Here is a 24,681-nt window from a genome sequence, read left to right as displayed (position 1 = left end):
CGGTGTTCAACTCACTCGGGCGGTTCGTCGCCCGCCGCCGCGTCCTCGTCCTGATCTGCTCCGTGCTGGTCATGGCCTTCCTCAGCCTCGCCGGCTCCGCGTTCGGCAACCCGTTCGGCCAGGGCGGCTTCGAGGACCCCGACAGCGGATGGGCGACCGCCGAGCGGTTGGAGCAGGAGGCGTACGGACGCGACGCGCTCGGCGACGTCGTGGTGTCCTACCACGCCCCCGAGGGCACGTCGGTCGACGATCCGGCGTTCCAGGAGCCCATCCGGCAGTCGCTGGAGTCGATCCGGACCGAGAACCCCGACCGGGTCACCGGCGTGACCAGTTTCGTGTTCAACCAGTCACCGGCCCTCGTCAACCGTGACGCGGGCATCGCGGTGGCCTCCATCCAGATCGCCGGCGAGGCCGAGGAGATCCTCCAGAACTTCCGGGCGATCGAGGACCAGATCCCGGTCGAGGGCATCGAGACCGACATCGCCGGCCTGCAGCCCGTCGCCGGCGCCCTACAGGACGGCATGGACGCCGACCTCGTGCGCGCGGAACTCATCGCGCTGCCGCTCGTGTTCCTCCTGCTCATCGTGGTCTTCGGCGGCGTCGTGGCCGCGTTCCTGCCGGTCGCGGTGGGCGTGCTGACGATCCTCGGCTCGCTCGGCGCACTTCACCTGCTGTCACTGATCACGCCCGTGAACTCCTTCGCACAGAACGTCGTGACCCTCATCGGCCTGGGACTGGCGATCGACTACGGCCTGTTCGTGGTGAGCCGGTTCCGCGAGGAGATGGCCGAGGGGTATCCACCGGACGCCGCAGTGCGCCGGTCCGTGGCCACCGCCGGCCGGACCGTGGTGTTCTCGGCGGTCATGGTCGGCGTGACCCTGTCGGGCCTGCTGGTCTTCCCGCAGGACTTCCTCAAGTCCGTCGCCTACGGCGCGATCGCCGCGGTGATCCTCGCCGCCGCGCTCTCGGTGACCCTGCTGCCGGCCGTGCTCATGCTGCTCGGCCACCGCGTCGACGCGCTCGGCATCAAGCGGATGCAGCGGCACCGCACCCGCGAGGAGGTCGAGAACGGCCTGTTCGGCCGCGTCGCCGACTTCTCCATGAAGCGCCCGGTGGCGGTGGCGATCCCGGTCGTGGTGGTGCTGGTCGCGCTCATCATCCCGTTCTCGGGCGTGAAGTTCGGCGGCATCAACGAGACCTACCTGCCGCCCGACAACCCCACGCGCGTCGCGCAGGAGGAGTACGACCAGAACTTCCCGGGTACCCGCACCGACCCGGTGAAGCTCGTGGTTCTCGGCTCGGACGGCGCGACCCTGTCGCAGATCCGCTCCGCGGCCAACGAGGCGCCCGGACTCACCGGTCCGTTCCAGTTCGCCCGCTCGGGCGGGCAGGACTCGCAGGGTCGCGAGGTCGTGGTGCTGCAGGCCGGCGTGGTCGACCGCAACGCGGCCACCGAGACCGTCGAGTACCTGCAGTCCTTCCCGATCCCCGCCGGTACCGAGGTGTTCGTGGGCGGAAACCCTGCCATGGAGAAGGACTCGGTCGATGCCCTGATCGCCGGGTTGCCGTGGTTCGTCCTGTACGTCCTCGTGGCCACGACGCTGCTGATGTTCCTGGCGTTCGGGTCGCTGGTGCTGCCGATCAAGGCGGCCATCATGAACATGCTCGGCCTGGGCGCCACATTGGGCATCCTCACGTGGATCTTCGTCGACGGGCACCTGTCCGGGCTGCTCGGCTTCACGCCGGGCCCGCTCACCTCGCCGGTCGTGGTGCTGCTCATGGCGATCATCTACGGACTGTCCACGGACTACGAGGTGTTCCTCGTCTCGCGGATGGTCGAGGCCCGCTCCCGCGGCGCGCGCACCGCGGTGGCGATCCGCAGCGGCGTCGCGCAGACCGGGCGGATCATCACGTCGGCTGCGCTCATCCTCATCGTGGTGACGGGCGCGTTCGCCTTCTCCGAGATCGTGATGATGAAGTACATCGCGTTCGGCATGATCGCCGCGCTCATCATCGACGCCACCGTCATCCGCATGCTGCTGGTGCCGGCGGTCATGCAGATGCTCGGCACCGACAACTGGTGGGCGCCGACGTGGATGAAGCGGGTCCAGGAGCGGATCGGCCTGGGCGAGGCGGAGATCGACGACGAGCCCGAGCTCCTCGCCGGTCGGCCCGCCGGGGCGGCGCACGCGCCGGCCGGGGCCGCTACGTCGGTCGCCGTGCTCGACCGGCAGCCCGAGGTCACGAGTGCGCCGCAGGCGCAGGACACCGAGCCCGAGTCCGAGTACGAGCCCGTCTACGACACCGAGTACGACGACGAGCCCGAGTCCACCCCCGGCGGCAGGATCCCCGCCTCCGAGCTGATCGCCCGCCTGATGCAGGAACGTCGACAGGACCCAGAGACGTGACCGCCGCCCCGGGCCCCCGGTGTGGGATCCTGGGACGGGCGGCACGCTCTGGTTATGGTGAGGTGATGACGGGGACGCGGGGCGCCGAGGTGCGGCGCCGTATCCGGGCTGTCCTGGGCAACCCGTGGTTCAAGGCCGGCGCGACGCTCGCCGTCCTGGGGTTCATCCTGTACTGGCTCCGCGGCCAGATGCCGTTCTTCGCCGAGGGCTTCGAGGCCGTCGCCCGCCCGCACTGGGGCTGGATCGCGGCCGCTCTCGTCTTCTCCTACCTGTCCATGTCGAGCTACGGCTCCGTGCAGAAGGTGCTGCTGCAGTCCGCCGGCGTCCGCGTCGGCTACTGGGCCAGCGTCGGCCTCGTGTTCTCCGCCAACGCCTTCTCCACCTGCATCCCCGGCGGGCAGGTCTTCGGCACCACCCTGACGTACCGCAAGACCCGGCAGTGGGGCGCGACCCGGGTCGTGGCGTCGTGGCAGCTCGTGATCTCCGGCGTCCTGTCGACCGTCGGCATCGTGCTGCTCGCCCTGCTCGGCTTCTTCCTCGTGGGATCCGTGTCCAACCCGTTCCTGCTGGTGCTCTCTGCGTTAGGTCTGGTCGCGATCGTCGTGGTGGTCCAGTGGGCGGCCCGCCACCCGGACAAGATCGAGGGGTCGGTCCTGTCGATCCTGGCCTGGATCAACGCCCGGCGGCACAAGCCCGCGGACCACGGCGCGGCCGGCGTGCGCAAGGTCGTCGAGCAGGCCGACGCCGTCGACCTGAGCAAGAGGCAGCTGTCCAAGGCGTTCGCGTTCTCCCTGCTCAACTGGGTCGCCGACATCGGCTGCCTGTGGGCGGCCGCCAACGCGGTCGGTGCCCAGCACAGCATCGGCGGCCTGTGCATCGCCTACGTCACCGGCAAGATCGTCGCCACCGCCCCCATCACGCCCGGCGGGCTCGGGACCGTCGAGGTCGCGCTCATCACCGCCCTGACCGCGGGCGGGCTCGGCGCGCATCAGGCCTTCGCGACCGTGTTCGTCTACCGCATCGTCAGCTTCGTGCTGGTCGCCCTGGCCGGGTGGGTGGTCTTCTTCCTCTTCTACCGTGGTGCCGTGGACGTCGACCCCGACGCCGACCCGTTGGGCGAACACGACCCGGGCGAGCAGTCCTCGTCGTCGTCCTCGTCGTCCGGGTCGTCTCGCACCGCACAGTCCCGCGCGACCGTCGCGGCGGCCCCACCGGCCGGGCTCACCGCGATGTGGCCGCTGCACGGGAACCCGTGGCGCCCGACGGTGACCCATGACTCCGGCCCGCTCCCGCTGCTCCGCGTGCGCGTGCGGGAGGACGGCGCCGCGGACGAGGAGTCGGGGCAGAACCCCTACCCGTTCACCGGCCGGGAGGCCCGGGAAGAGAAGGACAGGTGAGACCCGTGGCCGTGCCGGTCATGATCGTGCTCGACGCCGTGCTGGTGGTGGTGTTCTCCACCTTCGGGCGCGGCGCGCACTCCGAAGGCCTGGGCGTGGCGCAGGTGTGGGGCACCGCGTGGCCGTTCCTCGTGGGCCTGGCGGTGGGCTGGCTCGTCCTGCTGGCCGGCCGCCGAGAGCCCTCGTCGATCGGCTCGGGCGTGCTGCTGTGGCTGGCCACGCTCGTGGTGGGCATGGTGATCCGCGGGCTCGGGGACGGCCGGGTGCCGCACTGGAGCTTCATGATCGTGGCCGGTGTCGTCACCGGGGTGTTCCTGGCGGGGTGGCGCGCGGTGCGCGCGATGCTCGTCCGACGACGGCGCTAGCGCAGCCCGTCCGCCAGCTGCGCCACGACCTCCGCCGGGACCTCGATGGACTCGGGCAGCCGCACGCCGTCGGGCGTCGGGAGATCGCGCGGGACGGGGATCGTCACGGCCTCGACGGGCACGGGGACCTCGGGCGGGATCGGCGCCGCGGCCTCGGCGGCCGGAGCCGGGGCAGGCTCAGGCGCAGGGGCGGGCTCGGGCGCGGGCTCGACGGGCCCGAGCCACGCGTCGAGGTCCGCGCGGGTGCCGGCGAAGACGTTGAGGTCCACGTCGTCGGCGAACCCGGGGACCTCGCCGGTCTCCGAGCGCTGCCAGAACAGCCACTGGCCCCAGCCGCCGATCACGGGCAGCGTCGGTTCGGACACGCCGTACTCGGCGAGCCACAGCGGGTACTCGGCGAAGCGCGGGGTGTTGTCCATGCGGTCGATCCAGAAGTAGCGGTACGTGTAGAGGATCGGCGTGCGGCCGGTGCGGTGCGCGAGCGTGTCGAGGAAGACCTGCGTCCAGTCGGCGAGCTGCCGGGCGTCGAGCCCCTCGTCGGTCTCGAGGTCCAGCACGGGCGGCAACTGCGGGCCGCCCACCGACTGCAGTCGGTCGGCGAACGCGTGGGCCTGCTGCGCGGGGTCCATCGCGGGGCGGGCCTTGTGGTAGCTGCCCACGAGCATCCCGGCGGCGCGCGCCTCGGCGATGTCGGCCTCGTAGTACCGGTTGGCCGGCCCGGTGCCCTCGGTGGCCTTGATGAAGGCGAAGGACTGTCCGGCCGCGGCGGCGGCCTGCCAGTCGACCCCGGCGCCGTGCGGATGCTGCCAGCTGGAGGCGTCGAGGCCCTGCGCGAGGCCGTGGTAGACGGGTGAGAGCGGCACCTCGGCGTCGGCGCGGGGGGAGATGACGACGACGAGGAGGCCGACCGAGAGAGCTGCTGCAGAGGCCAGGGCGACGAGGAGTCGGGGAAGGAGGGCGCGTCGGGCTGACGGTCCGGCAGTGGTCATGGGGTGAGTATGTGGCAACCACAACAGTCACACAAGCAACTCGCGCATCTTTTTCCACAACTGTCCAGTTCGGGTGGTCGGCGACGTCCCCGCGGGCCCGCGGTCGAGCGCGTCGAAGCCGGGCGGACCGCGGGTGGGGGTGGCGTGGGTCACGGAATCACAACAACCTGTAACACGCTGTCCCACGCGTACGTTGACCTGGTTTTCTCACCTACTCTTAAGGCGACCCCACCGAACAGTCGGGAGTGCCCCTCATGACCGATGCCATCGACCTCACCACCCCTCGTTACCGGCAGGACCTGGTCACGGAGGTCGACGGTCCGGACGACGACCCGTTCCTCGAGGTGTCCGTCGCCGAGACCGTGGTGCTGGACGAGGACGGCGCGGACCGCGGTGTGCCGGAACTCCGGCTGCGCACCGGGGCCGACGGCATCACGCTCACCGACCGCGACCAGATCCTCCAGCTCCAGGCGATCATCAACCGGGCCGTCAACCAGTGGCGGGCCTCCGCGTCGCATCTGGCCTGACGCCGCGGCGCGATCGGCCCGGCTGCACTACTCGACCCGGATCCCCGCCTCGCCGATGAGGGCGAGCCCGACGCCCAGCACCTGGTCGGGCGAGATGAGCGCGCCCCGCAACGCCGAGGCCCCGCGCAGGTCCGCGAGGTCGGCGCCGCGCAGGTCCGCGGCTGAGGCGCTCGCCCGCTCGACGGTCGCGCCGCGCAGGTCGGCCCCCTCGGTGGTGAGGTCGGCGATCTGCGCCTCGAGCAGGTCGGCCTGACGGCAGCGGGTCGCGGCGAGGCGCACCCGCTGTAGGCGCGCCATCCGCAGGTTGATCATGTCGGCGTGACAGTCTTCGAACGTCACGTCGGTCAACCGCGCGTCGGACAGGACGATGCCGGTCAGTCGGCAGCCGACGAACCGCACGCGGGTGAGGTTGGCCCCGTCGGCGACGAGTCCGGACAGGTCGCACCCGCTGAGCACCACGTCGGTGAGTCGTAGGCCGTCAGCGCGGGCGCCGCTGAGCCGTAGGTCCTCGAGCGCGGATTCGCGGACCTCCATCCCGCCCATCGCGACGGCGCCCTCCTCCGGGCCGGGTGCGTGCTCGGCGGTGGCCAGGACCCCGTCCCACAGGCCGTCGGGCTCCACGTCCGAGAGGGGCGGGCCGAGCTGATCACGCCGGGGGAGTGCGGGGGCGGCGGGGGGACGGGGAGAGCTCGAGCGACGACGCAACGGTGGGGCCACGGCCTCAGCCTAGGTGGTCAGTACACCTGGGTCGCCCCGTCCGCGGCGGTCGCGCCGTCAGTCCGGGCCGTGCCGGCCGGGCGTCCCGGATCGCGGGCGACAGGAGTAGGCTCGACACGAGATAGACAGATCGGTCTATCCGAATTGACAGAGAGGTGAGGCCATGAGTTTGCGCGAGGCGTTCGCTTTCCCCGAGGTCGTCAACGACTACGCCGCCCGCTGCACCGCTGCCCTGGTGGTGACCCTCGCTGTGGTCACGATCCTCGTGCCGTCGCCCGCCCGGACCTGGCTCGCCGGGGCTCTGGTCGTCGGCTTCGCGCTGCGGGTGGCGGGTGGCCCGCGGTACTCGCCGTTCGGCCGGCTCTCCGTGCACGTGCTCGCCCCGCGGGTGAGCGCGGAACCCAAGCTGGTCTCCGGCGCGCCCAAGCGGTTCGCCCAGACGATCGGCCTGGTGATGTCGTCGATCGCCTTCGGTCTGTTCCTCGGCGGACTGACCACGGCAGGGATCGTGGTGCTCGGCGTGCTGGTGCTGGCCGCACTCGCGGAGGCGGCGCTCGGCTTCTGCCTGGGCTGCTGGATGTACGGGCAGCTCCAGCGTGTCGGCCTCATCTCGGACGACGCGTGCGCGGACTGCGCCGACATCTGGGCCCGGCCCGGGATGGCCGCCCGGAACTGAGGCTCTCCCACCGGAGTCCGGTGTCGACGGTGCGGCGATCCGCGACGCTCCCGCAGCGCACGTCGGCGTCGGCCGCGCGTGCCGAACAAACACCCAGCGCGACCCTCCCGAGATGCGCTGCCTCTTCGGCTCGCGCTGGCGGAATGGTCCATCGCCGCAGCGTGGGTCGGCGACAAGCGTGCACTCTCCCAGCGCAGGGCAGAGGGGCAGCGCGTCTGGAGCCGGGTGCGCTGGCGGTCTGCTCGAGCTCCCGATCGTCTCCTCGCCGCGACCGGGCCGCCGCCGCCCCGCGTTAGTGTGGGCACATGAGCACTCCCGCTGACGGCACCGCTTCCGACCGCCCCGACGACCGGTCCGGCGACCGCGACTTCGAGAAGCGCTACGACACGTGGGCCCAGCAGGAGGGCATCCGCGGCTATCCCGGCTCCGACTTCGGCGACACGGCGTTCAGAGACTCAGCGTTCGGGGACACCGCGTTCGGCGACACGGCGTTCGGGGACACCGCGTTCGGTGACCCGGCCTCCGGCGGCGCGGGCTACGGCGACCCGCAGTACGGCGCGGGGCAGTTCGACCCGGCGCAGCACGGCGCGCAGCCGGGTCACGGGACCCAGCCGTACGCGCAGCCCTATGCCCGACCCTCTGACATGCAGCAGTACGGAATGCCGCAGTACGGCCATCCCGGTCAGCCCCACGCCCAGCCGTACGGTGCGATGCAGCCCTACGGCCAGTACCCACCGGCCACTCGCAAGGACCCGGCGCTGATGCTCGTGGCCTCACTGCTCATCCCCGGGCTGGGCACGATGCTCAACGGTCGGGTCGGTAGGGGTGTCGGCATCCTTGCGGGCTACGGCGTGGGCGTACTGCTCTCGGTGGTCCTCATCGGGCTGCCGATCATGTTCGGGTTCTGGGTCTGGGGGATGGTCGACGCCTATCAGGGGGCGAAGGATCACAACGCGCGCCACGGTCTGCCCTGATCGCGGACCGGCCGCCGCGGGTCCTCGCCGTCGTCATCCCACCCGCGTGGGCCGCGCCCTTCCGTAACCTGGTCGCATGACAGCGACCGAGATCCCCACCACCGACGCCCCTCGCCCCTCGGGCCTGGACCTGCGATACGTCGACACGGACGTCCGGCCACAGGACGACTTGTACCAACACGTCAACGGCACGTGGATCCGTGACCACGTGATCCCCGCGGACCGGCCGATCGACGGCGCGTTCCTCGCGCTGCGCGACCTGTCCGAGGAGCGGGTGCGCGACATCATCACCGACGCCCCGGTCGACTCCCGGATCGGCGCGTTCTACGCCTCGTTCATGGACACCGATGCGGTGGAGGCGGCGGGCGTCGAGGCGCTGGCACCCGACCTGGCCGAGGTCGACGGCGCCGGAGACGCGGACTCCCTCGCGCTGGCGATGGCGCGGCTCGAGAAGGTCGGCGTCGGCGGGCTCATCGGCGCCTACGTCAACAACGACGCCAAGAACTCCACCGAGTACATCCTCTACCTGGTGCAGTACGGCATCGGACTGCCCGACGAGTCCTTCTATCGTGAGGACCAGTACGCGCAGATCCGCGAGCAGTACACGGAACACATCGCGCGGATGCTCGAGTTGGCCGGGCTCGCGGACGCCACCGCGGCCCGCGAGAGCGCCGAGCGGATCCTGGCGCTGGAGACGCGCATCGCCGCCGCGCACTGGGACGTCGTGGCCCGTCGCGACGCGGACAAGACCTACAACCCCGTGACCTGGGACGAGCTGCCGACGCTGGCCCCCGGCTTCCCCTGGCACGACTGGGCCCGCGAGCTCGGCGGCACCGAGGAGACCTTCGGTCGGCTCGTCGCCATGCAGCCCGACTTCCTCACCGCGGTGGCCGGGCTCTGGGCCGGTGAGCCGCTCGAGACGTGGAAGGAGTGGCTGCGCTGGCGGATCGTCTCCTCCCGCGCGCCGTACCTGCCCACGGCGCTGGTCGAGGAGAACTTCCGTTTCTACGGCACCGTCATGTCCGGGACCGAGGAGATCAAGGCCCGCTGGAAGCGTGGCGTCGGCGCGGTCGAGGCCGCCCTCGGCGAGGAGGTCGGCAAGGAGTACGTGGCCCGCCACTTCCCGCCCGGCCACAAGGCGCGCATGCAGGAACTGGTCGCCAACCTCACCGCCGCGTACCGCTACTCGATCAGCAGGCTGCCGTGGATGACCCCGGCCACCCGCGAGCGCGCACTCGACAAGCTCGAGGCGTTCGTGCCGAAGATCGGCTACCCCGACAAGTGGCGGGACTACTCGGCGCTCGAGGTCCGCGCCGACGACCTCATCGGCAACGTCCGTCGCTCCGCTCGGTTCGAGCACGAGTACGAACTGGGCAAGCTGGGCGGGCCCGTCGACCGCGACGAGTGGCACATGACGCCGCAGACCGTCAATGCCTACTACAACCCGGTGATGAACGAGATCGTCTTCCCGGCCGCGATCCTGCAGCCGCCGTTCTTCGACGCCGACGCCGACGACGCCGCCAACTACGGGGCGATCGGCGCGGTCATCGGCCACGAGATCGGCCACGGCTTCGACGACCAGGGGGCGAAGTACGACGGCGACGGCAACCTGGTCGACTGGTGGACCGATGACGACCGCGAGGCGTTCGGGACCCGCGTGGAGGCGCTGATCGCCCAGTACCAGGGCCTCACCCCGGACGGCCTCGATCCCCAGAAGGACCACGTCAACGGGGCCTTCACGGTGGGGGAGAACATCGGCGATCTGGGCGGCCTCACGATCGCGCTGCTGGCCTACCGGTTGGCGCAGGGCACGGACGGCCAGCCGGCGCAGGGGCCGGACGTGGGTCCGGAGATCGACGGCATGACCGGGATCCAGCGGCTCCTCACCTCGTGGGCGATCGTGTGGCGCACCAAGACCCGCGCCGAGGAGGCCGCCCGGCGGCTCGCCGTGGACCCGCACTCGCCGCCGGAGTTCCGCTGCAACCAGGTGGTGCGTAACCTCGACGACTTCCATGAGGCCTTCGGCGTGACCGATGCGGACGGGCTGTGGCTGGCGCCTGAGGAGCGGGTGAGCATCTGGTAAGCCCTCTCGGGGGCGATCCCGCTCCGTTCCGCCGGGGGACGCGTACGGTGAGAGTCGTCACCTGATCTTGGCGCTGGTCACAACGCGGGACGCGGCGACCGCCGCGCCCCGCCTCGGCCGTGAAGAGGAACGGGGTACCGATGTCAGACACTCTCGTGCCGCCCGGGCGGGCGGTCACCGCAGCGGACGCTCCCGCCATCCGGCGGCCGTTCGGGCTCTCCTGGCGTGAGCTGTTCATCACGACCGATCACAAGAAGATCGGCCTGATGTACATCGCCACGTGCCTGGTGTTCTTCTCGATCGGCGGCCTGATGGCCCTGCTCATCCGGGCGGAGCTGTTCTTCCCGGGCATGCAGTTCCTGTCGAACGAGCAGTACAACCAGCTGTTCACCATGCACGGCACCGTGATGCTGCTGTTCTACGGCACGCCGATCGTCGTGGGGTTCGGGAACTACGTCATGCCGCTGCAGATCGGCGCGCCGGACGTGGCGTTCCCGCGCCTCAACGCCATGGGGTTCTGGCTGTTCCTCTCCGGCGGCATCATCCTGCTCACCGGCTTCATCACTCCCGGTGGCGCGGCGTCGTTCGGGTGGACCATGTACGCCCCGCTCTCGGACAAGATCCACTCCCCGGGCGTGGGCGCGGACCTGTGGATCCTCGGGGTGGCGATCGGTGGCATCGGCACGATCCTCGGCGCCGTCAACTTCGTCACCACCATCATCTGCCTACGGGCCCCCGGCATGACGATGTTCAGGATGCCGATCTTCACGTGGAACATCCTCGTCACGTCGGTGCTGATCCTGCTCATCTTCCCGCTGCTCACCGCGGCGGGCATGGGCGTGTTCTACGACCGCACGTTCGGCGGCCGGATCTTCGACCCGGCCAACGGCGGGGCGATCCTGTGGCAGCACCTGTTCTGGTTCTTCGGCCACCCCGAGGTGTACGTCCTCGCGCTGCCCTTCTTCGGGATCATCACCGAGATCCTCCCGGTGTTCTCCCGGAAACCGCTGTTCGGCTACGCCGGCCTGGTCTTCGCGACCCTGGCCATCGCCGGCCTGTCCATGAGCGTGTGGGCGCACCACATGTTCGCCACCGGCGCCGTCCTGCTGCCGTTCTTCTCGTTCATGACGTTCCTCATCGCCGTGCCCACGGGTGTGAAGTACTTCAACTGGATCGGCACCATGTGGCGCGGGAAGATTACCTTCGAGACGCCGATGCTCTTCGCCCTGGGCTTCCTGGTGTCGTTCCTGTTCGGCGGGCTGACCGGCATCATGCTCGCGGCGCCGCCGATCGACTTCCACGTGCACGACTCGTACTTCGTGGTGGCGCACTTCCACTACGTCCTGTTCGGCACCGTCGTGTTCGCCACCTTCGCGGGGATCTACTTCTGGTTCCCCAAGATGACCGGCCGCATGCTGGACGAGCGGCTGGGCAAGTGGCACTTCTGGCTGACGTTCATCGGTTTCCACACCACGTTCCTCGTCCAGCACTGGCTGGGGAACCAGGGGATGCCGCGCCGCTACGCCGACTACCTGGACTCGGACGGTTTCACCGTCCTCAACCAGATCTCGTCCGTCGGCTCGTTCATCCTCGGCATCGCGATGCTGCCGTTCATCTGGAACATCATCTCCAGCTGGCGCTACGGCGACCTCGTCCTGGTGGACGACCCGTGGGGCGCGGGCAACTCCCTGGAGTGGGCCACCTCGTCCCCGCCGCCGCGCCACAACTTCGCGAGCCTGCCGCGCATCCGCTCCGAGCGCCCCGCGTTCGAACTGCACTACCCGCACATGAGCGAGCGGATGCGCGAGGAGGCGCATGTCGGCGGCAGCCGCAATGCGGAGGACCCGAACGCACCCAAGGACGTGCCGGAGCGGGGACCGTCTCCGCAGGACAGGTAAGACGCCCCGGCGCCACGTGATTGGCCCGCCCGCCACGTGACCCGCCGGGGCGCCCGGGTCGTCGCATAGGGTCACGTTCCATGACGATCCGGGTCGTGGAGTGGTCGACGGGGTACCTCGGGCGGATGGCGGTCGAGGGGATCGATGCCCGGCCCGAGCTCGAGCTGGTGGGCGTGTTCGTCTCCGACCCGGCCAAGGTCGGACAGGACGCGGGCCGCCTGGCCGGGCTGGGCCGCGACCTGGGCGTCGCCGCCACCGATGACGCCGCCGCGCTGCTCGCCCTGGAGCCCGACGCCGTCGTCTACACCGCGGAGACCGAGACCCGGTTCATGGAGGCCATCGAGGACTTCCACCGGTTCCTGCGCGCGGGGATCGACGTCATCGCCTCCGGGCCGGTGCTGCTGCAGTTCCCGCACGGCACCATCCCGGAGGACATGATCACCGCGCTGGACGCCGCCGGGCGCGAGGGCGGCGCGACACTGCACGTCAACGGCATCGATCCCGGCTTCGCCAACGACGTGCTGCCGCTGGTCATGACGAGCCTCTCCCGGCGGATCGACCACATCCGGGTGGGCGAGATCGCCGACTACTCCGTCTACCACCAGGGCGAGACCATGCGTCGGCTCTTCGGCTTCGGGCAGCCGATGGACACCCTGCCGCCGCTGCTGCGGCCCGGGATGCTCGCCGCCGGCTGGGGGTCGGTGGTCCGGCAGCTCGCCGCAGCGCTCGACGTCACCCTCGACGAGCCGCTGGTCGAGCGGCACGAGCGTCTGCCCGCCGACCGGGACCTGTCGCTCCTCGCGTGCGAGGTGCCCGAGGGGACGCAGGCGGCGCTGCGGTTCGAGGTGGTCGGACAGGTCGACGGCGAGTTCCGCATCGTGCTGGAACACGTCACCCGCACGGCCCACGATCAGGCCCCCGACTGGCCGCGGCCCGATCACGGCGACGGCTGCTACCGCGTCGAGATCTCCGGCGACCCGGCGATGCGGATCGAGTTCGGTCACCACGCCGAACACGGCGACCACAACGAGTCCGGCATGCGGGTCACCGCGATGCGGCTGGTCAATTCCGTCGAGGCGGTCGTCGCCGCGGAGCCGGGCCTCGTCTACGCCAAGGACCTGCCGATGATCACGGGCCGTGGCTTAATGAGCAGATGACGCTCCTGCGCGCTGTCGCGGTGGCGGCCCTCGTCGTCGTCGCCACCGCCCCGGCCACCTCCACGGCCGCACCCTCCTCCACGGCCGCGCCCACCTCCACGGCCGCGCCCACCACCCCACCCACAGCCGCCGGCGTCCCGTGGCGCTGGTGGGACGGCGCTGTCCACCAACTCACGCACGGCCTCGCCGACCCGCCGGGCCTCAACCGCGACGACTGCCGACCGACCGCCGAGCGGCCAGAGCCGGTGATCCTGGTCCACGGCACCGGGCTCAACGGCGGCAACTCGTGGGCGAGCTTCGGCGCGGCGCTGGCCGCGGAGGGGTTCTGCGTGTGGGCGCCGACCGTCGGGGCACTGCCCGGGCTGGGCGCCGCCGGAGGGCTGGACTCGCTCACCGGGGCGTCAGCGCCGCAGCTCGCCGCGGAGATCGACCGGGTGCGCGCGCTCACCGGCGCCGCCGAGGTCGACCTGGTCGGGCACTCGCAGGGAGCGATCATCGCCTCCTTCGTCGCCGCCACCGCGCGGGCCGACTCGGTGCGGACGGTCGTCACGCTGGGCGCCGACCCCGCGCGATCGGGCGAGGGGCCGCCGGAGTTCGTCACCGACCTGCTCGGCGTGCTGGCCGCCGAGACCGCCGAACGCGACGCGGAGGCGACCCTGGCCTGGCTGGGCGACGAGGGCGTACCGTTCGCGCGCGGTGTGCGCTACGTGGCGGTGTCGTCCGACTACGACGAGCTCACCGGTCCCGTGGTGGCGCCGCAGGTGCCGGACTTCGTCGATCTGCGGGTGGTCCGGCTGCAGGACGGGTGTGAGGCCGACCGGTCAGGGCATCTCACCGTGCTGGCGTCCCCGCGTGCGGTGGATCTGGTGGTCGATGCGCTGGGTGGGCCGCTGCGCAGTGGGCCCGGTGGGCCGGGCGACGGCGCGGGAGAGAGCGCGGGCCTCGACGTGCCCCCGCCCCGATGCGTGCCCGCGGACCAGCTCGTGGGTGTGCTCGCGCCGGTCCCGCCCCGCTGAGTCGGGCCGTCTCCACACAGCCGCTCCCCGACATGGCGTCTCGCGCACTCCGCGGGGTGGGCGAGACGCCATGGAAAGGAGCGGCTGCCGACGCCGCGTACCGGGGCACACGCGAGACGCCATGGCGGGGAGCGGCTCTAGCCGGGGACTGGCCGCCCGGCGCGCGAACGGGCCGCTGCGGCCACGACGGAGTCGGTCGGGGTCAGTAGTTCCAGTCGCCCTGACCGTCGAAGGCACCGAAGGGTCGTCCGGGGCCGTTCTTGACGATGAACGGGTCGCCGTTGCGGGTGGTGTCGTAGTACCAGCGGGCGTCCTCGGGGCTGACGTTGATGCAGCCGTGGGAGACGTTGCGAACGCCCTGGTCGGCCACGGACCACGGGGCTGAGTGGATGTAGATGCCGTCGTAGCTGAGCCGGACGGCGTCGTGGACGATCGAGTTGTAGCCGCCCTCCTCGATCCGTAGCCCGAACGTCTCGGAGTTCATGCGGACCTGCCGCCCGCGCTGGCCGGTGTAGTAGATGCCGTTGTAGGTGTCCCAGCCCGGGCGGCCGGCGGAGGCGCGCATGGTGCGGACGTGCTGGCCGTTGCGGGTGACGGTGACGAGCTTGGTGCGGTCGTCGAACTCGGCGATCACGGCGTCGCCGGTGCGGAAGGACTGCTGACGCTTGCCGCCGGCCCACACGGTGACGGAGGTGTTGACGGGCCAGAACTGGTGGGGGCGCCAGCGCACCTCCCGGTCGCTCACCCAGTAGAACTTGCCCGCTACCGGCGGCTCGGTGCGGATGCCGATGGTCGCCTCGGCGCGGGCGCGGTCGGTGATGGGTCGGTCGAAGAAGAACATGACCGGCTGCGCGACGCCCACGACCTCGTTGGGGGTCGGGAAGACGGTGACGTCGCCGTACTCGGGTGCCGGACGGGCGGGGCCGATGACCGGGTAGGTGAGCACGGGCTGCGCGGGCACCCCCGGGATGACGGGGGTCGGCAGCGGTGCGTTCTCGAGCTGGGGGACGCCGGGCGGGCTCAGCGGCATGACGGACTGGGCCTGCGCGGCGGGGGCGGCCCCGGTGGCAGCCGGGACGCCCAGGACGAGGGCGACCGCGGCGAGGATCGCGGCGGCTGCCGAGAAGCGGGGGTGTCGGGGCATGAGGGGCTCCTGGGGGACGGACGGGATTCTTCTTCGGTCTCGCTCAGACTTCTACAAGGAGATGTCGTGTGCCACAACCGAAGTGTTTCCCGGGGGTCCGTCCCGCGCCCCCGGGAGCCCCGAGGTCAGTAGTTCCAGTCGCCCTGACCGTCGAAGGCGCCGAACTGCCTGCCGGGGCCGTTCACCACGATGAACGGGTCGCCATTGCCGGTGTTGTCGTAGTACCAGGCCGCGTCCTCGGGGCTGACGTTGATGCACCCGTGGGAGACGTTCCGGACGCCCTGGTCGGCGACCGACCACGGTGCGGAGTGGATGAAGATGCCGTCGTAGCTGAGTCGCACGCCGTTCTCGACGGTCGTGTCGTAGCCGCCGGCGTCCATCGCCAGTCCCCAGGTGGAGGAGTCCATGCGTACCTGGCGGTCGCGCCAGCCGTTGTAGTAGATCCCGTTGTGGGTGGGGAAGGTGTCGCGGCCGGCGGAGGCGCGCATGGTGCGGATGACCTCGCCGTTCCGGGTGACGGTGACGAGGTGGGTGTTGTCGTCGTAGGTGGAGACGATCGCGTCGCCGGTGCGGAAGGCGTGCTCGCGTCCGCCCGCCCACACGGTGACGGAGGTGTGGGCGGGCCAGAACTCGTGCGGGCGCCAGCGCAGTTCGGTGTCGCTCACCCAGTAGAACTTGCCGCCGACCGCGGGGGCGGTCCGGATCGACACGGAGGCCTCGGCGCGGGCACGGTCGGTGACGGGGCCGTCGAAGTGGATCATCACCGGCTGTGCGACGCCGACCGTCTCGCCCGGGGTGGGGTAGACGGAGGCGACGCCGACCTCGGCGGCGGCGCGCGCCTGTGCGGGGACGGGGATCGTGAGGACCCCGGACACGCCGGGTATCGGGGGTGTGGGGACCGGGGCGGATTCGGAGCCGAACGCGCCGACCGATCCGGTGGATCCGGTGTAGCCGGCGAGTGACTGCGCGGAGGCGGCGGGGGAGAGGCCGACGACGGCGAGGCCTGCCGTGGCCAGAAGCGGGGCGATGGTCCGGGGTCGGCGCGACATCGGTCTCCTCGGTGCGGCGCCGCGATGAGGCGGCGGGGCGGGGCGACGCGGGCGCACGGGCGGGCCGGCAGCGGCCTAGTCCCATGCGCCACATCAGTAACAGGAGCAACAATACCCTCGCCTCGTCCCGTCTGTACATCCCGTGGGGCGCAGGGCCTCCCGGGCCGCCGCGAACCCGCGGGCGCGACTCGCGGACCCACGCCGCGCAACCGTCCCAACGTTCGTTGGTAACGGGGATCGGAGAACTGCTGGTAGGCACGCCGCGGGCCGTTATTGACCGTAAGTCAGCGACAGAACGCCTGCTCATGGGGTTGATGTGGTCTCGGATGCAACATATGGTCGACGCAGTCACCGCCTGAGGGGTCGGTGGCGAGGGTGAAGTGGTTGCTGAGGGGCTGCGACTTCACACTTCAGAGGGGCCGGTCGAGAGACCGGGGCACCTGGGGGGGTGCCACCCGCAGCCGTGTAAGGCAGCGAGGAAGGCCGGATCGTGCTCGATCCGCCGGATAGAGGAACGGCGTCGGATGCTGAGGGGCTCCGGCGCCGTTCCCGTCTGTGCCGACGGGCGTCGGCGGGCCCAGTCTTCCGCAGGCCGTGTCGCCGGCTGTCAGGCGAGGATGCGCTGCGCCACCCGGTGGAGTCCGCTCAGCGCTGACGCCTCGGCGTCGGGCGACCGCGGGGTCTCCGGCTTGAGCAGGGTGATGTGCCACAGCTCGTCGCCGGACACCAGGATCGTGTGCACCTCGACTCCGCCGCCGGTCGGCGCCGCCACGCAGTCGATGTAGGCCGTGGCCAGGTCCGGTCGGACGGGCGCGGGCGCCCCGGGGGCCGCCGGCGCCGCGTCCTGGATCGCCGCGGCGTCGCTCCCGCGCACCTCGGAGCAGGCGTAGCGCACCCCGAGGAGCGTGGCCTGCCCGGCGAGGGCCGCCTCCGCCCCGGCGCGCGGCGTGACGACGCCGGCGGCGAACGTGTCGGGGACGATCCCGGGGTCGAACGCCGGCGCGGTCGGCGAGGTGGTCACCGCCGCGGACGTGGTCTGCTCGGCCCCGGCCCCGGCCCCGGCCCCGGCCCCGGTCTCGTCCTCGGCCTCGGTCGTCTCCGTGTCCTCCGTGGCGGTGACGGTGGTCTCGACCCCGTCCGCCCCGGTGACGGTGGTCTCGGTGCCGGTGGTCCCGGTTCCGGTCGCGGCGGCGGAGCGCTCGGCCTCGAGTCGCTCGGGCGAGCCCGGACCGCCGTAGGTGCACAGTAGGCCGAGGTCGCCGGAGCCGGTGGGGTCGACCTCCGGCATGTCCGCGCGGGTGAGCTGGATGATCTCCTCGGTGGTCAGGTCCAGCAGTTCGCAGGCGTTGAGCCGCTCGTCGGGTGCGGGTCGGCCCTCGACCATCGCGGCCGCGATGTCGTGTCGGGGATTCGGCGTCAATCGTGGCGGGCCGGAGTCGCCCGCGTCGGGGCCGGCCGTGCACCCGGCGACCGTGGCGACGGCGGTGATCGCCGTGAGGGCGCTGAATCCGCGAGCGAGACGACGACCGCGCGCCGGTCGGGGTCGCTGGGATCGCATGATCCGATCCTACGGTGCGGCCCGCCGTACGGTCCCCCGACGTCCGCCGTTCATCGCGCGTGCGCCGTCCGCTCACCTGGCCCGGCGACACTGCGGGAGTGGAGTCGATATCCGGTGCCGTCCCCGAGGGCGATCGTCGCCAAGGCCCTCCCCTGGACCCGCCCCCGGCGTCGCTTCCGGGGCCCGCGCTCGGGTACCAGCGCTCGAGCCTGCCCGCCCACGGCTGCGCGCCCGAAGGCTGGCGGGAGGCCGTCGCCACCGCGGGGCTCGGTGAGGGCGTCGCCGTGTTCGACGCGCTGGCCGACGATCTGATGTCGCTGTCCGCCCACCGTCGGTCGGGACTGCGCATCACCCCGACCGATCGGGGCCCGTCGGTGGACGTGGTCGTCCTGGACGGGCCCATGCGGGGACCCTGCCGACTCGTCGACCGGATCGACGAGTCGCTGCGGCAGGGCCTCGTCGTCGGCACCCTCGAGGGCAACACCGCGGTGGCCGAGCACCGCTGCCACCTCGACCTCCACCCCGCCACCTCCGCGGTCACCGCCACCGTCCGCACGGTGTGGCGACCCCGGACGTTCTACGTGCTTCCGGGCGCCACCGCGCGCGAGGCGCGCGCCTACGACCGCATGGCCGACCGGCTGCTCCGCGCGCTCGGTGCGCCCCGCCCGGGCGGGGCGTGACCCCGCGCGGCGCGACCCCGCACCGCCCCGCGCGGCGCCCGCCTCAGCCCGGGGCGTCCACGGGCGCCATGGAGTCGGCGACCGCCTCGAACGCCTCGCGGATGCGGTGCTCGAGCAACGACCCGGACTCGTCCGTCCGCCACCGCTCCACCGCGACCCGCAGGATCGCGATCGACGCCGCGGCCACGGTCGCCGCCTCGACCGAGTCCGGCGCCCGACCCTCGCGGCGCGCCACCAGCTGTGCGAGCTCCTTCTCCGTGAGCGCCAGGATCTCGTGGACCTGCGTCCGGACCCCCGGCTCGCGTCGCCACATGTCGTGGAACCGGTCGAACGCTGCGCTGCTTCGCCGCGCGTTGGACACCTGGTGCCACATGAGGCGGGCCAGCGCGGTCATGGTGGACACGCTGCGGTCGTAGAGGAACTCCTGCACGTGCTCCCGCCCGGCCGGGGGAGTGTCCGGGATGCACGCGGCGGCCTTGGAGGGGAAGTAGTTGAAGAACGTCCGCCTCGACACGTTGGCGGCGCTGGCGATCTCGTCGACCGTCACCGCGTCGAGCCCGCGCTCGATCACCAGGTCGACCGCCGCGGCGGAGATCACCGACCGGAGCTCGCGCCGCCGGTCCTCGGTGCGGTCGGTGCCGGAGGCTGTGCCCGCGGAGCCACCCATGGCCACCCTCCCGTTCCTTCGACCGGTCTGCTGCCGCCGACTCTACTGAGCGGCCCGGCCTCTATCCTGGCCCTATGCGCAAACCCGCGGGTATGGTCCTCGACACAGTCGCCCTGGGCGCGGCCTCCGTGCTCCTGCTCGGTGTTCTCGCCGGGTGCAGCGGTTCCTCGGAGCCGGCCGCGGAGATGGGCACCATCCGGACCGCCCCGCCCGAGACGGTCGAGCCGGAACTGCCTCCGGTCGAACCGGTCTCGGAGGCCGACTGCCCGTACCTGTCCGCCGACGAGGTTTCGGCGGCGGCCGGTGTGCCCGCCGCGGACGTCCGGATCGACGACGGCGTGGACCCGGCGGCCTGCTTCTTCTACGACGCCGACGGCGCCGTGCACCTGACGACCACCGTCTACGAGGTGGCGTCGCCCGAACGCGCGGCGGAACTCGTCGCCGAGTCGGCGCCGCCGGGCGAGTCCGAGCCGGTGGAGGCCGGGGCCGGATGGAGCGGCGGCGTCACCGTCGGGCCGGCCGGGGCGCTGGCCGTCCTGTCCGGCGACGACCGCGTCCTCGCCGTGCAGTCGACCGGCGAGGAGCCCGGCGCGGTGCGGAGCGTCGTCGAGCTCATCGGGCCGCGGCTCGAGAACTGAGGCTCGGCGGGACGCGGGGCTCGGGCCGCGGGGCGGGGCGCGGGACCGGGGCCCGCCGGCCTCAGGCGGTGACCATCCCCAGGATGAGCTCGGCCATGCTCCGCGCGGTCATGGCGGTGGTCCGGACCTCGCCGAGCATCGCGGCGGTGACCGAGCCGTCGTGCAGCAGCGCCAGCCGGTCGGCGAGGTCGGCGATGTTGTCCGGGTCCTCCAGTCCCATCGCGGCGAGTTCGTCGCGCAGGGTCTGGGCCACCCACGCCCGCTGATCGGCCACGGCCGCGCGGATCGCGCGCTCGCCGTCGGTCGCGGGGCTCGGGAACTCGATCGCGGCCGCGAGGTGACAGGACCCGGGCATCGCCGGCTCCACCTGCTCGCGCACGATGTCGAACAGTGCGAGGACGCGTCCCCGGGCGTCCGGGGCAAGGTCGGCGCGGCGGCGCCACAGTTCGCGGTCCCGTTCGGCGACCGACCGCAGGTACGCCACCACCAACTCGTCCTTGGACCCGTAGGTGTTGTAGAGACTGGCCTTGGCGACCCCGGCCTCGCGCAGGATCCGGTCGATCCCCACCGCCCGGATCCCGTCGGTCGAGAACAGACGGGTCGCCGTCGCCAAGAGCCGCTCCCGCGGTCCGGGCTTGGTCGACCGTGTTCTCGTCACGGGTAACAGACTATCGGCAGAGATAGCCGATACCACCTCGGCCGGGCGGGCGTCGGTCAGTCTCCCGGCCCGCGGCTGTGCTGCGACGTGTCCGGGTCGGGGGTCGGCGTGCCGTCCGGCGCGTCGGGCACGCCGGGAGCGTCGGCCGTCCGCCCGGTGAGGAACTCGCCGGCCTTCTGCTGGACGCTGTCGGTACGCGCGGCGTGCTTGCCGCCGGTGCGCTGGTCGAACGCGTCTCCGGCCTTGTCGAGGGCAGCCTCCACCTTGTCGGGATTCTTCCGCGCGAAGTCCCTGGCCTTGTCGAACAGTCCCATCTCGTGCTCCTTCCAGTGCTGGTGCGAAGAGGGTGGTGATTGTGTGCGGACGGCCCGGCCCCACGTGGGAGCCGGGCCGTCCTGATAGCGATCGTGCGAGGGGTGTCAGACCCTGGAGCGCCCGCGACCACGGATCGCGGAGACGATCCAGATCAGGAGGCATGCACCGACGATCGCGGCGAGGACGCCGGGAATCGAGAAGGCCTCCGGCATGGCGCCGCCCTCACTGCTGGTGAAGAACGACACGAGCCAACCGACGACGAAGGCGCCGATGACGCCGGCGAGGACGTTGGCGACGATGCCCATCTCGGCGTCACGCTTCATGATCTTGGAGGCGACCCAGCCGGCGAGTCCGCCGATGATGATCCAGGCGATGATGGTGCCCATGGCGATTGTCCTTTCCCGAGAGATGTTCTCGGCCCGGGACGGGCCGCTCACTCAGGAGAACACGACAACGACACGAACGCTTCCGGTCGGAGGCGCTCGGTGATCAAACGTCGCTCACTCGTTACTGGCCCGTGTCCTTCAGGCGACCTCCGCCGAGTCGGGGTTTCTCTCGATGTACCGGGCGACGAACGAGCAGGATGGGCGCACGCGCAGGCCCTCCTCGCGGGTCACCCGCAGGGCCTCGGCGACCAGGCGTCCGGCCAGGCCACGGCCGCCGAACTCGGACGCGACGACCGTGTGCGGGAACTCGCGGACGCCGTCCGGGCCGTCGCTGTACTCGGCCTGGCCCGCCACGACACCGTCCACGAGGATCTCGAACCGCCCCGCGGCGTCGTCGCGCCGAACCTGAACATCCTCCGAGCCGCTCATGAGTGCGACTCCGGACGCACGACCATGACCGGGCAGGGCGCCGCCTGCAGCAGCGCCCGCGAGGTGGAGCCGAGGACCATGCCCGCGAAGCCACCGCGCCCGTGGGATCCGACGACGACGAGCTGGGCGTTCTCCGACTGCTCGACCAGAGCCCGTACCGCGCGATCGCGGGTCACGTACCGCTGCACCTCGACATCGGGGTAGCGGTCCGAGAATCCCGCCAACCGCTCGGACAGCGTCTGCAGCTGCTGGTCCTCGAGCTGCTTCCAGTCGTCCTCGGTGAGCGAGATGCCGGCGGCCGCGGCCTGGACCTGCGGGTCCATCCAGGTGTGCACCGCGACGAGCGGGGTGTTGCGCGCGGAGGCCTCCGCGAACGCCCACTCGGTGGCCTTGGCGCTGACCTCGGAGCCGTCGATGCCCACGACTACCGGGCCGGTGCGGTCGAGGTCGTCCGTGTCCTCACGGGTGACGACGACCGGGCAGAACGCGTGGCTGGCGACGGCCGCCGAGACGGATCCGAGGACCATGCCCTTGATGCCGCCCAGTCCGCGGGAGCCCAGGACGATCATCTTGGACTTGCGTGAGTAGTCGATGAGCACCTGCGCCGGGTTGCCCTCGACGATCGCGTGCGACACCTCGACGCCGGGCGCGACCTTCTCCGCGGTGGCCCGCGCCTTCTCGATGATCGGGTGACACTCGCGCTCCAGCTCGTCGTAGACGGGCTGGGGCGGGATCATCCCCTCGGCGAACATCGCCGCCGGCATCGTGTACGTGGTCACGAGCCTGAGCGGGACGCGCCGGGCGGCGGCGGTGTTGGCGGCGTAGGCGACCGCGCCGGTGGAGGCGGCGGAGCCGTCGACGCCGACGACGACGGTGTTCTCGAGGGAGCTCATGTCCTGAGACTACCGCCGTTCTCGACAGTTGATAACAGATCTGTCGGTCACACCGGCCCTCCTCGGATCGGCCGGCCCGTCCACCGATTCCGGTCTCGACGCGGTCCTCACCTCTTAGGGTGATCGCATCCCGCTACCGCGATCTCTGGAGCGCTCATGGCCGTCCGCGTCGACCTCAACATCTCCCTCGACGGATTCGCGACCACCACCGACCAGACCGCGGACGACCCGATGGGAGAGGACTGGGGCCGGTTGACCGCCGCGTACGCCGCCACCCGCACCTTCCGCGAGCGCGTGCTGCACGACCCGAGCGGTGAGGGCACGACAGAGGTGGACGACGAGTACGCGGCGGCCTACTTCGAGGGGATCGGCGCCGAGATCATGGGAGCGGGCATGTTCGGCCTGCACGCCAATCCGGACGACCCCGACTGGCGCGGGTGGTGGGGCGACGAACCGCCCTTCCGTGTGCCGGTCTTCGTGCTGACGCACTCTCCGAGGCCGCCGATCGACATGGCGAACGGCACCCGCTTCATCTTTGTCGACGCCGCCCCCGAGGACGTGCTCGAGCGGGCACGACAGGCCGCCGGTGGGCAGGACATCCGGATCGGCGGCGGCGCGAGCGTCGTGCGGGACTTCCTCAAGGCCGACCTCGTCGACCAGCTGCACGTGGGGATCGCGCCCATCGTGCTCGGCCGCGGGGTCCGACTCTGGGACGACCTGCGCGGGCTCGAGCGGGGACGCACCGTCACCACGGAGACGGCGGCCAGCGGGACGATCCACGTCACCTTCCGGCGCTGACCGCCGCCGGGCCCGGCCGACCCCGGGGGAGGCGGGCCCGGTCAGAACTCGTCGGGGAACGGTGCGTTCGCGGGGTAGGCCAGGTTGAAGCTGCCCTGAAACGCCGGGAGGACGGCGCGACCGGGGCCGAAGAGGAAGAAGTCGACGACGGCGTCGATCATGAGCGCTCCCGAGGTTCTAGTGGTGCATGTGATGCACGAGACAGTTGTTGCGCGAGTGAGTGTAGCCCACCGACTAGGCTGAGGGACATGTCCGGTTCCAGGCGACGCGGTCGTCCGCTCCCGCTGCGAGACGGCGTCGACCCGGTGCGGATCCGCCTCGCCGACCCCGGACAGGGACCCCGCAGCATCGTCGAGGAACTGCGCCGCCGCTTCCCCGACCGGCTCGCCGAGCTCGACGCGGCCCTCGAGGCCGGGCAGGTCGTCACCGCCGACGGGGCGGCCGTCACCCCGGCCACCCGGCGGCACCGGGGGATGGACGTGTGGATGTACCGGACGCCGGACCCGGAGATCCCCGTGCCGCATCAGATCGAGGTCCTCCACCGGGACGACCACCTCGTCGTCGTCGACAAGCCCCACTTCCTCGCCACCACCCCCCGCGCCGGACACGTCACCGAGACCGCGTTGGTGCGCCTCAGGCGCGACCTCGGGCTCGACGACCTCGCGCCCGCCCACCGCCTCGACAGGCTCACCGCCGGCGTCCTCGTGTTCACCACCGACCCCGCCCACCGCGGCGCCTACCAGGACCTCTTCGCCGCCCGCCGCGTCACCAAGACCTACCTGGCCGTGGCCCCCGCCCCGGACGGCGTCGCGACCGTGCGCGAACGATCCAGCCGCATCCTCAAGACCCGCGGAATCCTCCAGGCCGCCGAGGTGGCCGGCGAACCCGACGCCCACACGCGCATCACCCTGCTCGACACCCGCGGCGCCGGGCCCGACCGACTGGGCCTCTACCGCCTCGAACCGACCACCGGGCGCACGCACCAGCTGCGCGTCCACATGAACGCGCTCGGCACCCCGATCCTCGGCGACGACCTCTACCCGCACGTCCTCGACGTGACCCCCGGCGACTTCACCCGCCCCCTGCAGCTCCTCGCCTCTGAGATCGCCTTCACCGACCCCGTCACCGGGCAGCCGCGCCACTTCGCCAGCAGACGCACCCTCGACGCCTGGCCCGGCGGGCAGGATCAGGGTGGAAACCCGGGCAATCCCCGATCGGCCCCGGCTCCGAACTCCTGCAAGCTGTAGGTCGACCACCAT

General features: G+C 71.7%; 25 protein-coding genes. 14 read left to right on the top strand and 11 right to left on the bottom strand.

Translation table 11 applies throughout. The annotated features are described in order from the left end of the window. The first annotated feature begins 2 nt into the window (after positions 1 to 2). The 3 genes from C3V38_RS04190 to C3V38_RS04180 all read left to right on the top strand — a co-directional run bounded on the left by C3V38_RS04190 (position 3) and on the right by C3V38_RS04180 (position 4,170). On the top strand, positions 3 to 2,408 hold the full coding sequence (locus C3V38_RS04190) for an MMPL family transporter (protein ID WP_106385160.1): 2,406 nt from the start codon (positions 3 to 5) through the stop codon (positions 2,406 to 2,408). A gap of 65 nt (positions 2,409 to 2,473) precedes the next feature. Beyond that, entirely contained in the window at positions 2,474 to 3,805 is a 1,332-nt protein-coding gene (locus C3V38_RS04185; protein ID WP_070722754.1) for a TIGR00374 family protein, read from the top strand. A 5-nt stretch (positions 3,806 to 3,810) separates the two neighbouring features. Next, positions 3,811 to 4,170 carry a DUF3054 domain-containing protein gene (locus C3V38_RS04180; protein WP_106385159.1) on the top strand — a complete coding sequence of 120 codons (360 nt, stop codon included), beginning with the start codon at positions 3,811 to 3,813 and terminating at the stop codon, positions 4,168 to 4,170. Here the strand turns inward: C3V38_RS04180 and C3V38_RS04175 are convergent. Further along, positions 4,167 to 5,159, bottom strand: a complete 993-nt coding sequence (locus C3V38_RS04175) for a glycoside hydrolase family 25 protein (protein ID WP_165001064.1) — start codon at positions 5,157 to 5,159, stop codon at positions 4,167 to 4,169. The genes C3V38_RS04180 and C3V38_RS04175 overlap by 4 nt on opposite strands. A gap of 254 nt (positions 5,160 to 5,413) precedes the next feature. Between C3V38_RS04175 and C3V38_RS04170 the strand changes: the two genes are divergently transcribed. Continuing rightward, positions 5,414 to 5,686 (top strand): hypothetical protein, encoded by a 273-nt coding sequence (locus C3V38_RS04170; RefSeq protein ID WP_070722748.1) that lies wholly within the window; start codon positions 5,414 to 5,416, stop codon positions 5,684 to 5,686. 27 nt (positions 5,687 to 5,713) lie between these two features. Here the strand turns inward: C3V38_RS04170 and C3V38_RS04165 are convergent, their stop codons facing one another. Continuing rightward, positions 5,714 to 6,403 (bottom strand): pentapeptide repeat-containing protein, encoded by a 690-nt coding sequence (locus C3V38_RS04165; RefSeq protein ID WP_106385158.1) that lies wholly within the window; start codon positions 6,401 to 6,403, stop codon positions 5,714 to 5,716. Between the two features lie 163 nt (positions 6,404 to 6,566). Between C3V38_RS04165 and C3V38_RS04160 the strand changes: the two genes are divergently transcribed. From C3V38_RS04160 to C3V38_RS04135, 6 genes are all read left to right on the top strand, one after another. Continuing rightward, positions 6,567 to 7,079, top strand: coding sequence for a DUF4395 domain-containing protein (locus C3V38_RS04160; RefSeq protein ID WP_070721308.1), 513 nt, complete (start codon positions 6,567 to 6,569; stop codon positions 7,077 to 7,079). 305 nt (positions 7,080 to 7,384) lie between these two features. Next, entirely contained in the window at positions 7,385 to 8,053 is a 669-nt protein-coding gene (locus tag C3V38_RS17340; RefSeq protein ID WP_083324359.1) for a hypothetical protein, read from the top strand. A gap of 76 nt (positions 8,054 to 8,129) precedes the next feature. Beyond that, a complete protein-coding gene (locus C3V38_RS04150) occupies positions 8,130 to 10,136 on the top strand; it encodes a M13 family metallopeptidase (protein WP_070721306.1) in 2,007 nt (668 codons plus the stop codon). A gap of 140 nt (positions 10,137 to 10,276) precedes the next feature. Continuing rightward, entirely contained in the window at positions 10,277 to 12,034 is a 1,758-nt protein-coding gene (gene ctaD / locus C3V38_RS04145) for a cytochrome c oxidase subunit I (protein ID WP_106385156.1), read from the top strand. An 80-nt stretch (positions 12,035 to 12,114) separates the two neighbouring features. Further along, positions 12,115 to 13,191 (top strand): diacylglycerol kinase, encoded by a 1,077-nt coding sequence (locus tag C3V38_RS04140; protein ID WP_070723227.1) that lies wholly within the window; start codon positions 12,115 to 12,117, stop codon positions 13,189 to 13,191. Further along, positions 13,188 to 14,207, top strand: a complete 1,020-nt coding sequence (locus C3V38_RS04135) for an alpha/beta fold hydrolase (protein WP_106385155.1) — start codon at positions 13,188 to 13,190, stop codon at positions 14,205 to 14,207. The genes C3V38_RS04140 and C3V38_RS04135 overlap by 4 nt, the downstream gene beginning before the upstream one ends. 202 nt (positions 14,208 to 14,409) lie before the next feature. On the opposite strand, the gene C3V38_RS04130 is transcribed toward C3V38_RS04135, so the two are convergent. The 3 genes from C3V38_RS04130 to C3V38_RS04120 all read right to left on the bottom strand — a co-directional run bounded on the left by C3V38_RS04130 (position 14,410) and on the right by C3V38_RS04120 (position 17,958). Continuing rightward, complete coding sequence (locus C3V38_RS04130) at positions 14,410 to 15,351, bottom strand: Ig-like domain-containing protein (protein WP_063972353.1); 942 nt, start codon at positions 15,349 to 15,351, stop codon at positions 14,410 to 14,412. Between the two features lie 125 nt (positions 15,352 to 15,476). Continuing rightward, entirely contained in the window at positions 15,477 to 16,400 is a 924-nt protein-coding gene (locus C3V38_RS04125) for an Ig-like domain-containing protein (RefSeq protein ID WP_063972354.1), read from the bottom strand. Positions 16,401 to 17,007: 607 nt separating this feature from the next. Further along, complete coding sequence (locus C3V38_RS04120) at positions 17,008 to 17,958, bottom strand: hypothetical protein (RefSeq protein ID WP_106385154.1); 951 nt, start codon at positions 17,956 to 17,958, stop codon at positions 17,008 to 17,010. A gap of 98 nt (positions 17,959 to 18,056) precedes the next feature. On the opposite strand from C3V38_RS04120, the gene C3V38_RS04115 reads away from it, so the two are divergent. After that, complete coding sequence (locus C3V38_RS04115) at positions 18,057 to 18,638, top strand: DUF1990 family protein (protein WP_061229236.1); 582 nt, start codon at positions 18,057 to 18,059, stop codon at positions 18,636 to 18,638. 43 nt (positions 18,639 to 18,681) lie between these two features. On the opposite strand, the gene C3V38_RS04110 is transcribed toward C3V38_RS04115, so the two are convergent. Beyond that, on the bottom strand, positions 18,682 to 19,305 hold the full coding sequence (locus C3V38_RS04110) for a TetR family transcriptional regulator (RefSeq protein WP_106385152.1): 624 nt from the start codon (positions 19,303 to 19,305) through the stop codon (positions 18,682 to 18,684). A gap of 74 nt (positions 19,306 to 19,379) precedes the next feature. Here C3V38_RS04110 and C3V38_RS04105 point away from each other — a divergent pair, with 74 nt between their 5' ends. After that, entirely contained in the window at positions 19,380 to 19,943 is a 564-nt protein-coding gene (locus tag C3V38_RS04105) for a DUF2020 domain-containing protein (protein WP_106385151.1), read from the top strand. Between the two features lie 61 nt (positions 19,944 to 20,004). Here C3V38_RS04105 and C3V38_RS04100 read toward each other — a convergent pair whose 3' ends face one another. The 5 genes from C3V38_RS04100 to C3V38_RS04080 form a co-directional block, all read right to left on the bottom strand. Further along, complete coding sequence (locus C3V38_RS04100) at positions 20,005 to 20,601, bottom strand: TetR/AcrR family transcriptional regulator (protein ID WP_106385150.1); 597 nt, start codon at positions 20,599 to 20,601, stop codon at positions 20,005 to 20,007. A gap of 56 nt (positions 20,602 to 20,657) precedes the next feature. Further along, positions 20,658 to 20,915 (bottom strand): antitoxin, encoded by a 258-nt coding sequence (locus tag C3V38_RS04095; protein ID WP_106385149.1) that lies wholly within the window; start codon positions 20,913 to 20,915, stop codon positions 20,658 to 20,660. Positions 20,916 to 21,020: 105 nt separating this feature from the next. Continuing rightward, positions 21,021 to 21,302 (bottom strand): GlsB/YeaQ/YmgE family stress response membrane protein, encoded by a 282-nt coding sequence (locus tag C3V38_RS04090; RefSeq protein ID WP_106385148.1) that lies wholly within the window; start codon positions 21,300 to 21,302, stop codon positions 21,021 to 21,023. A gap of 138 nt (positions 21,303 to 21,440) precedes the next feature. Continuing rightward, positions 21,441 to 21,731 carry a GNAT family N-acetyltransferase gene (locus tag C3V38_RS04085; protein ID WP_106385147.1) on the bottom strand — a complete coding sequence of 97 codons (291 nt, stop codon included), beginning with the start codon at positions 21,729 to 21,731 and terminating at the stop codon, positions 21,441 to 21,443. Further along, positions 21,728 to 22,624: a universal stress protein gene (locus tag C3V38_RS04080; RefSeq protein WP_106385146.1), complete on the bottom strand. Its 897-nt coding sequence runs from the start codon at positions 22,622 to 22,624 to the stop codon at positions 21,728 to 21,730. The genes C3V38_RS04085 and C3V38_RS04080 overlap by 4 nt, the downstream gene beginning before the upstream one ends. A 156-nt stretch (positions 22,625 to 22,780) precedes the next feature. Here C3V38_RS04080 and C3V38_RS04075 point away from each other — a divergent pair, with 156 nt between their 5' ends. Both C3V38_RS04075 and C3V38_RS04070 read left to right on the top strand, forming a co-directional pair. Continuing rightward, positions 22,781 to 23,422 (top strand): dihydrofolate reductase family protein, encoded by a 642-nt coding sequence (locus C3V38_RS04075; RefSeq protein WP_106385145.1) that lies wholly within the window; start codon positions 22,781 to 22,783, stop codon positions 23,420 to 23,422. Positions 23,423 to 23,670: 248 nt separating this feature from the next. Continuing rightward, on the top strand, positions 23,671 to 24,669 hold the full coding sequence (locus C3V38_RS04070; protein WP_106385144.1) for a pseudouridine synthase: 999 nt from the start codon (positions 23,671 to 23,673) through the stop codon (positions 24,667 to 24,669). Positions 24,670 to 24,681 lie beyond the last annotated feature (12 nt).

Origin of the sequence: Dietzia sp. oral taxon 368 (assembly GCF_002999155.1) — a bacterium.
In the GTDB taxonomy this organism is placed as follows: Bacteria; Actinomycetota; Actinomycetes; order Mycobacteriales; family Mycobacteriaceae; genus Dietzia; species Dietzia cinnamea.
The sequence above is the reverse complement of the archived record's forward strand: the minus strand, read 5'-3'. Positions and strand labels throughout refer to the sequence as shown.

What these genes read in the sequence shown, in the direction of transcription:
- C3V38_RS04185 (WP_070722754.1), top strand. Translation starts at nt 2,474, where the DNA reads ATGACGGGGACGCGGGGCGCCGAGGTGCGGCGCCGTATCCGGGCTGTC.
- C3V38_RS04175 (WP_165001064.1), bottom strand. Translation starts at nt 5,159, where the DNA reads ATGACCACTGCCGGACCGTCAGCCCGACGCGCCCTCCTTCCCCGACTC.
- C3V38_RS04170 (WP_070722748.1), top strand. Translation starts at nt 5,414, where the DNA reads ATGACCGATGCCATCGACCTCACCACCCCTCGTTACCGGCAGGACCTG.
- C3V38_RS04160 (WP_070721308.1), top strand. Translation starts at nt 6,567, where the DNA reads ATGAGTTTGCGCGAGGCGTTCGCTTTCCCCGAGGTCGTCAACGACTAC.
- C3V38_RS17340 (WP_083324359.1), top strand. Translation starts at nt 7,385, where the DNA reads ATGAGCACTCCCGCTGACGGCACCGCTTCCGACCGCCCCGACGACCGG.
- C3V38_RS04150 (WP_070721306.1), top strand. Translation starts at nt 8,130, where the DNA reads ATGACAGCGACCGAGATCCCCACCACCGACGCCCCTCGCCCCTCGGGC.
- ctaD (WP_106385156.1), top strand. Translation starts at nt 10,277, where the DNA reads ATGTCAGACACTCTCGTGCCGCCCGGGCGGGCGGTCACCGCAGCGGAC.
- C3V38_RS04140 (WP_070723227.1), top strand. Translation starts at nt 12,115, where the DNA reads ATGACGATCCGGGTCGTGGAGTGGTCGACGGGGTACCTCGGGCGGATG.
- C3V38_RS04135 (WP_106385155.1), top strand. Translation starts at nt 13,188, where the DNA reads ATGACGCTCCTGCGCGCTGTCGCGGTGGCGGCCCTCGTCGTCGTCGCC.
- C3V38_RS04130 (WP_063972353.1), bottom strand. Translation starts at nt 15,351, where the DNA reads ATGCCCCGACACCCCCGCTTCTCGGCAGCCGCCGCGATCCTCGCCGCG.
- C3V38_RS04125 (WP_063972354.1), bottom strand. Translation starts at nt 16,400, where the DNA reads ATGTCGCGCCGACCCCGGACCATCGCCCCGCTTCTGGCCACGGCAGGC.
- C3V38_RS04120 (WP_106385154.1), bottom strand. Translation starts at nt 17,958, where the DNA reads ATGCGATCCCAGCGACCCCGACCGGCGCGCGGTCGTCGTCTCGCTCGC.
- C3V38_RS04110 (WP_106385152.1), bottom strand. Translation starts at nt 19,305, where the DNA reads ATGGGTGGCTCCGCGGGCACAGCCTCCGGCACCGACCGCACCGAGGAC.
- C3V38_RS04105 (WP_106385151.1), top strand. Translation starts at nt 19,380, where the DNA reads ATGCGCAAACCCGCGGGTATGGTCCTCGACACAGTCGCCCTGGGCGCG.
- C3V38_RS04095 (WP_106385149.1), bottom strand. Translation starts at nt 20,915, where the DNA reads ATGGGACTGTTCGACAAGGCCAGGGACTTCGCGCGGAAGAATCCCGAC.
- C3V38_RS04090 (WP_106385148.1), bottom strand. Translation starts at nt 21,302, where the DNA reads ATGGGCACCATCATCGCCTGGATCATCATCGGCGGACTCGCCGGCTGG.
- C3V38_RS04085 (WP_106385147.1), bottom strand. Translation starts at nt 21,731, where the DNA reads ATGAGCGGCTCGGAGGATGTTCAGGTTCGGCGCGACGACGCCGCGGGG.
- C3V38_RS04080 (WP_106385146.1), bottom strand. Translation starts at nt 22,624, where the DNA reads ATGAGCTCCCTCGAGAACACCGTCGTCGTCGGCGTCGACGGCTCCGCC.
- C3V38_RS04075 (WP_106385145.1), top strand. Translation starts at nt 22,781, where the DNA reads ATGGCCGTCCGCGTCGACCTCAACATCTCCCTCGACGGATTCGCGACC.
- C3V38_RS04070 (WP_106385144.1), top strand. Translation starts at nt 23,671, where the DNA reads ATGTCCGGTTCCAGGCGACGCGGTCGTCCGCTCCCGCTGCGAGACGGC.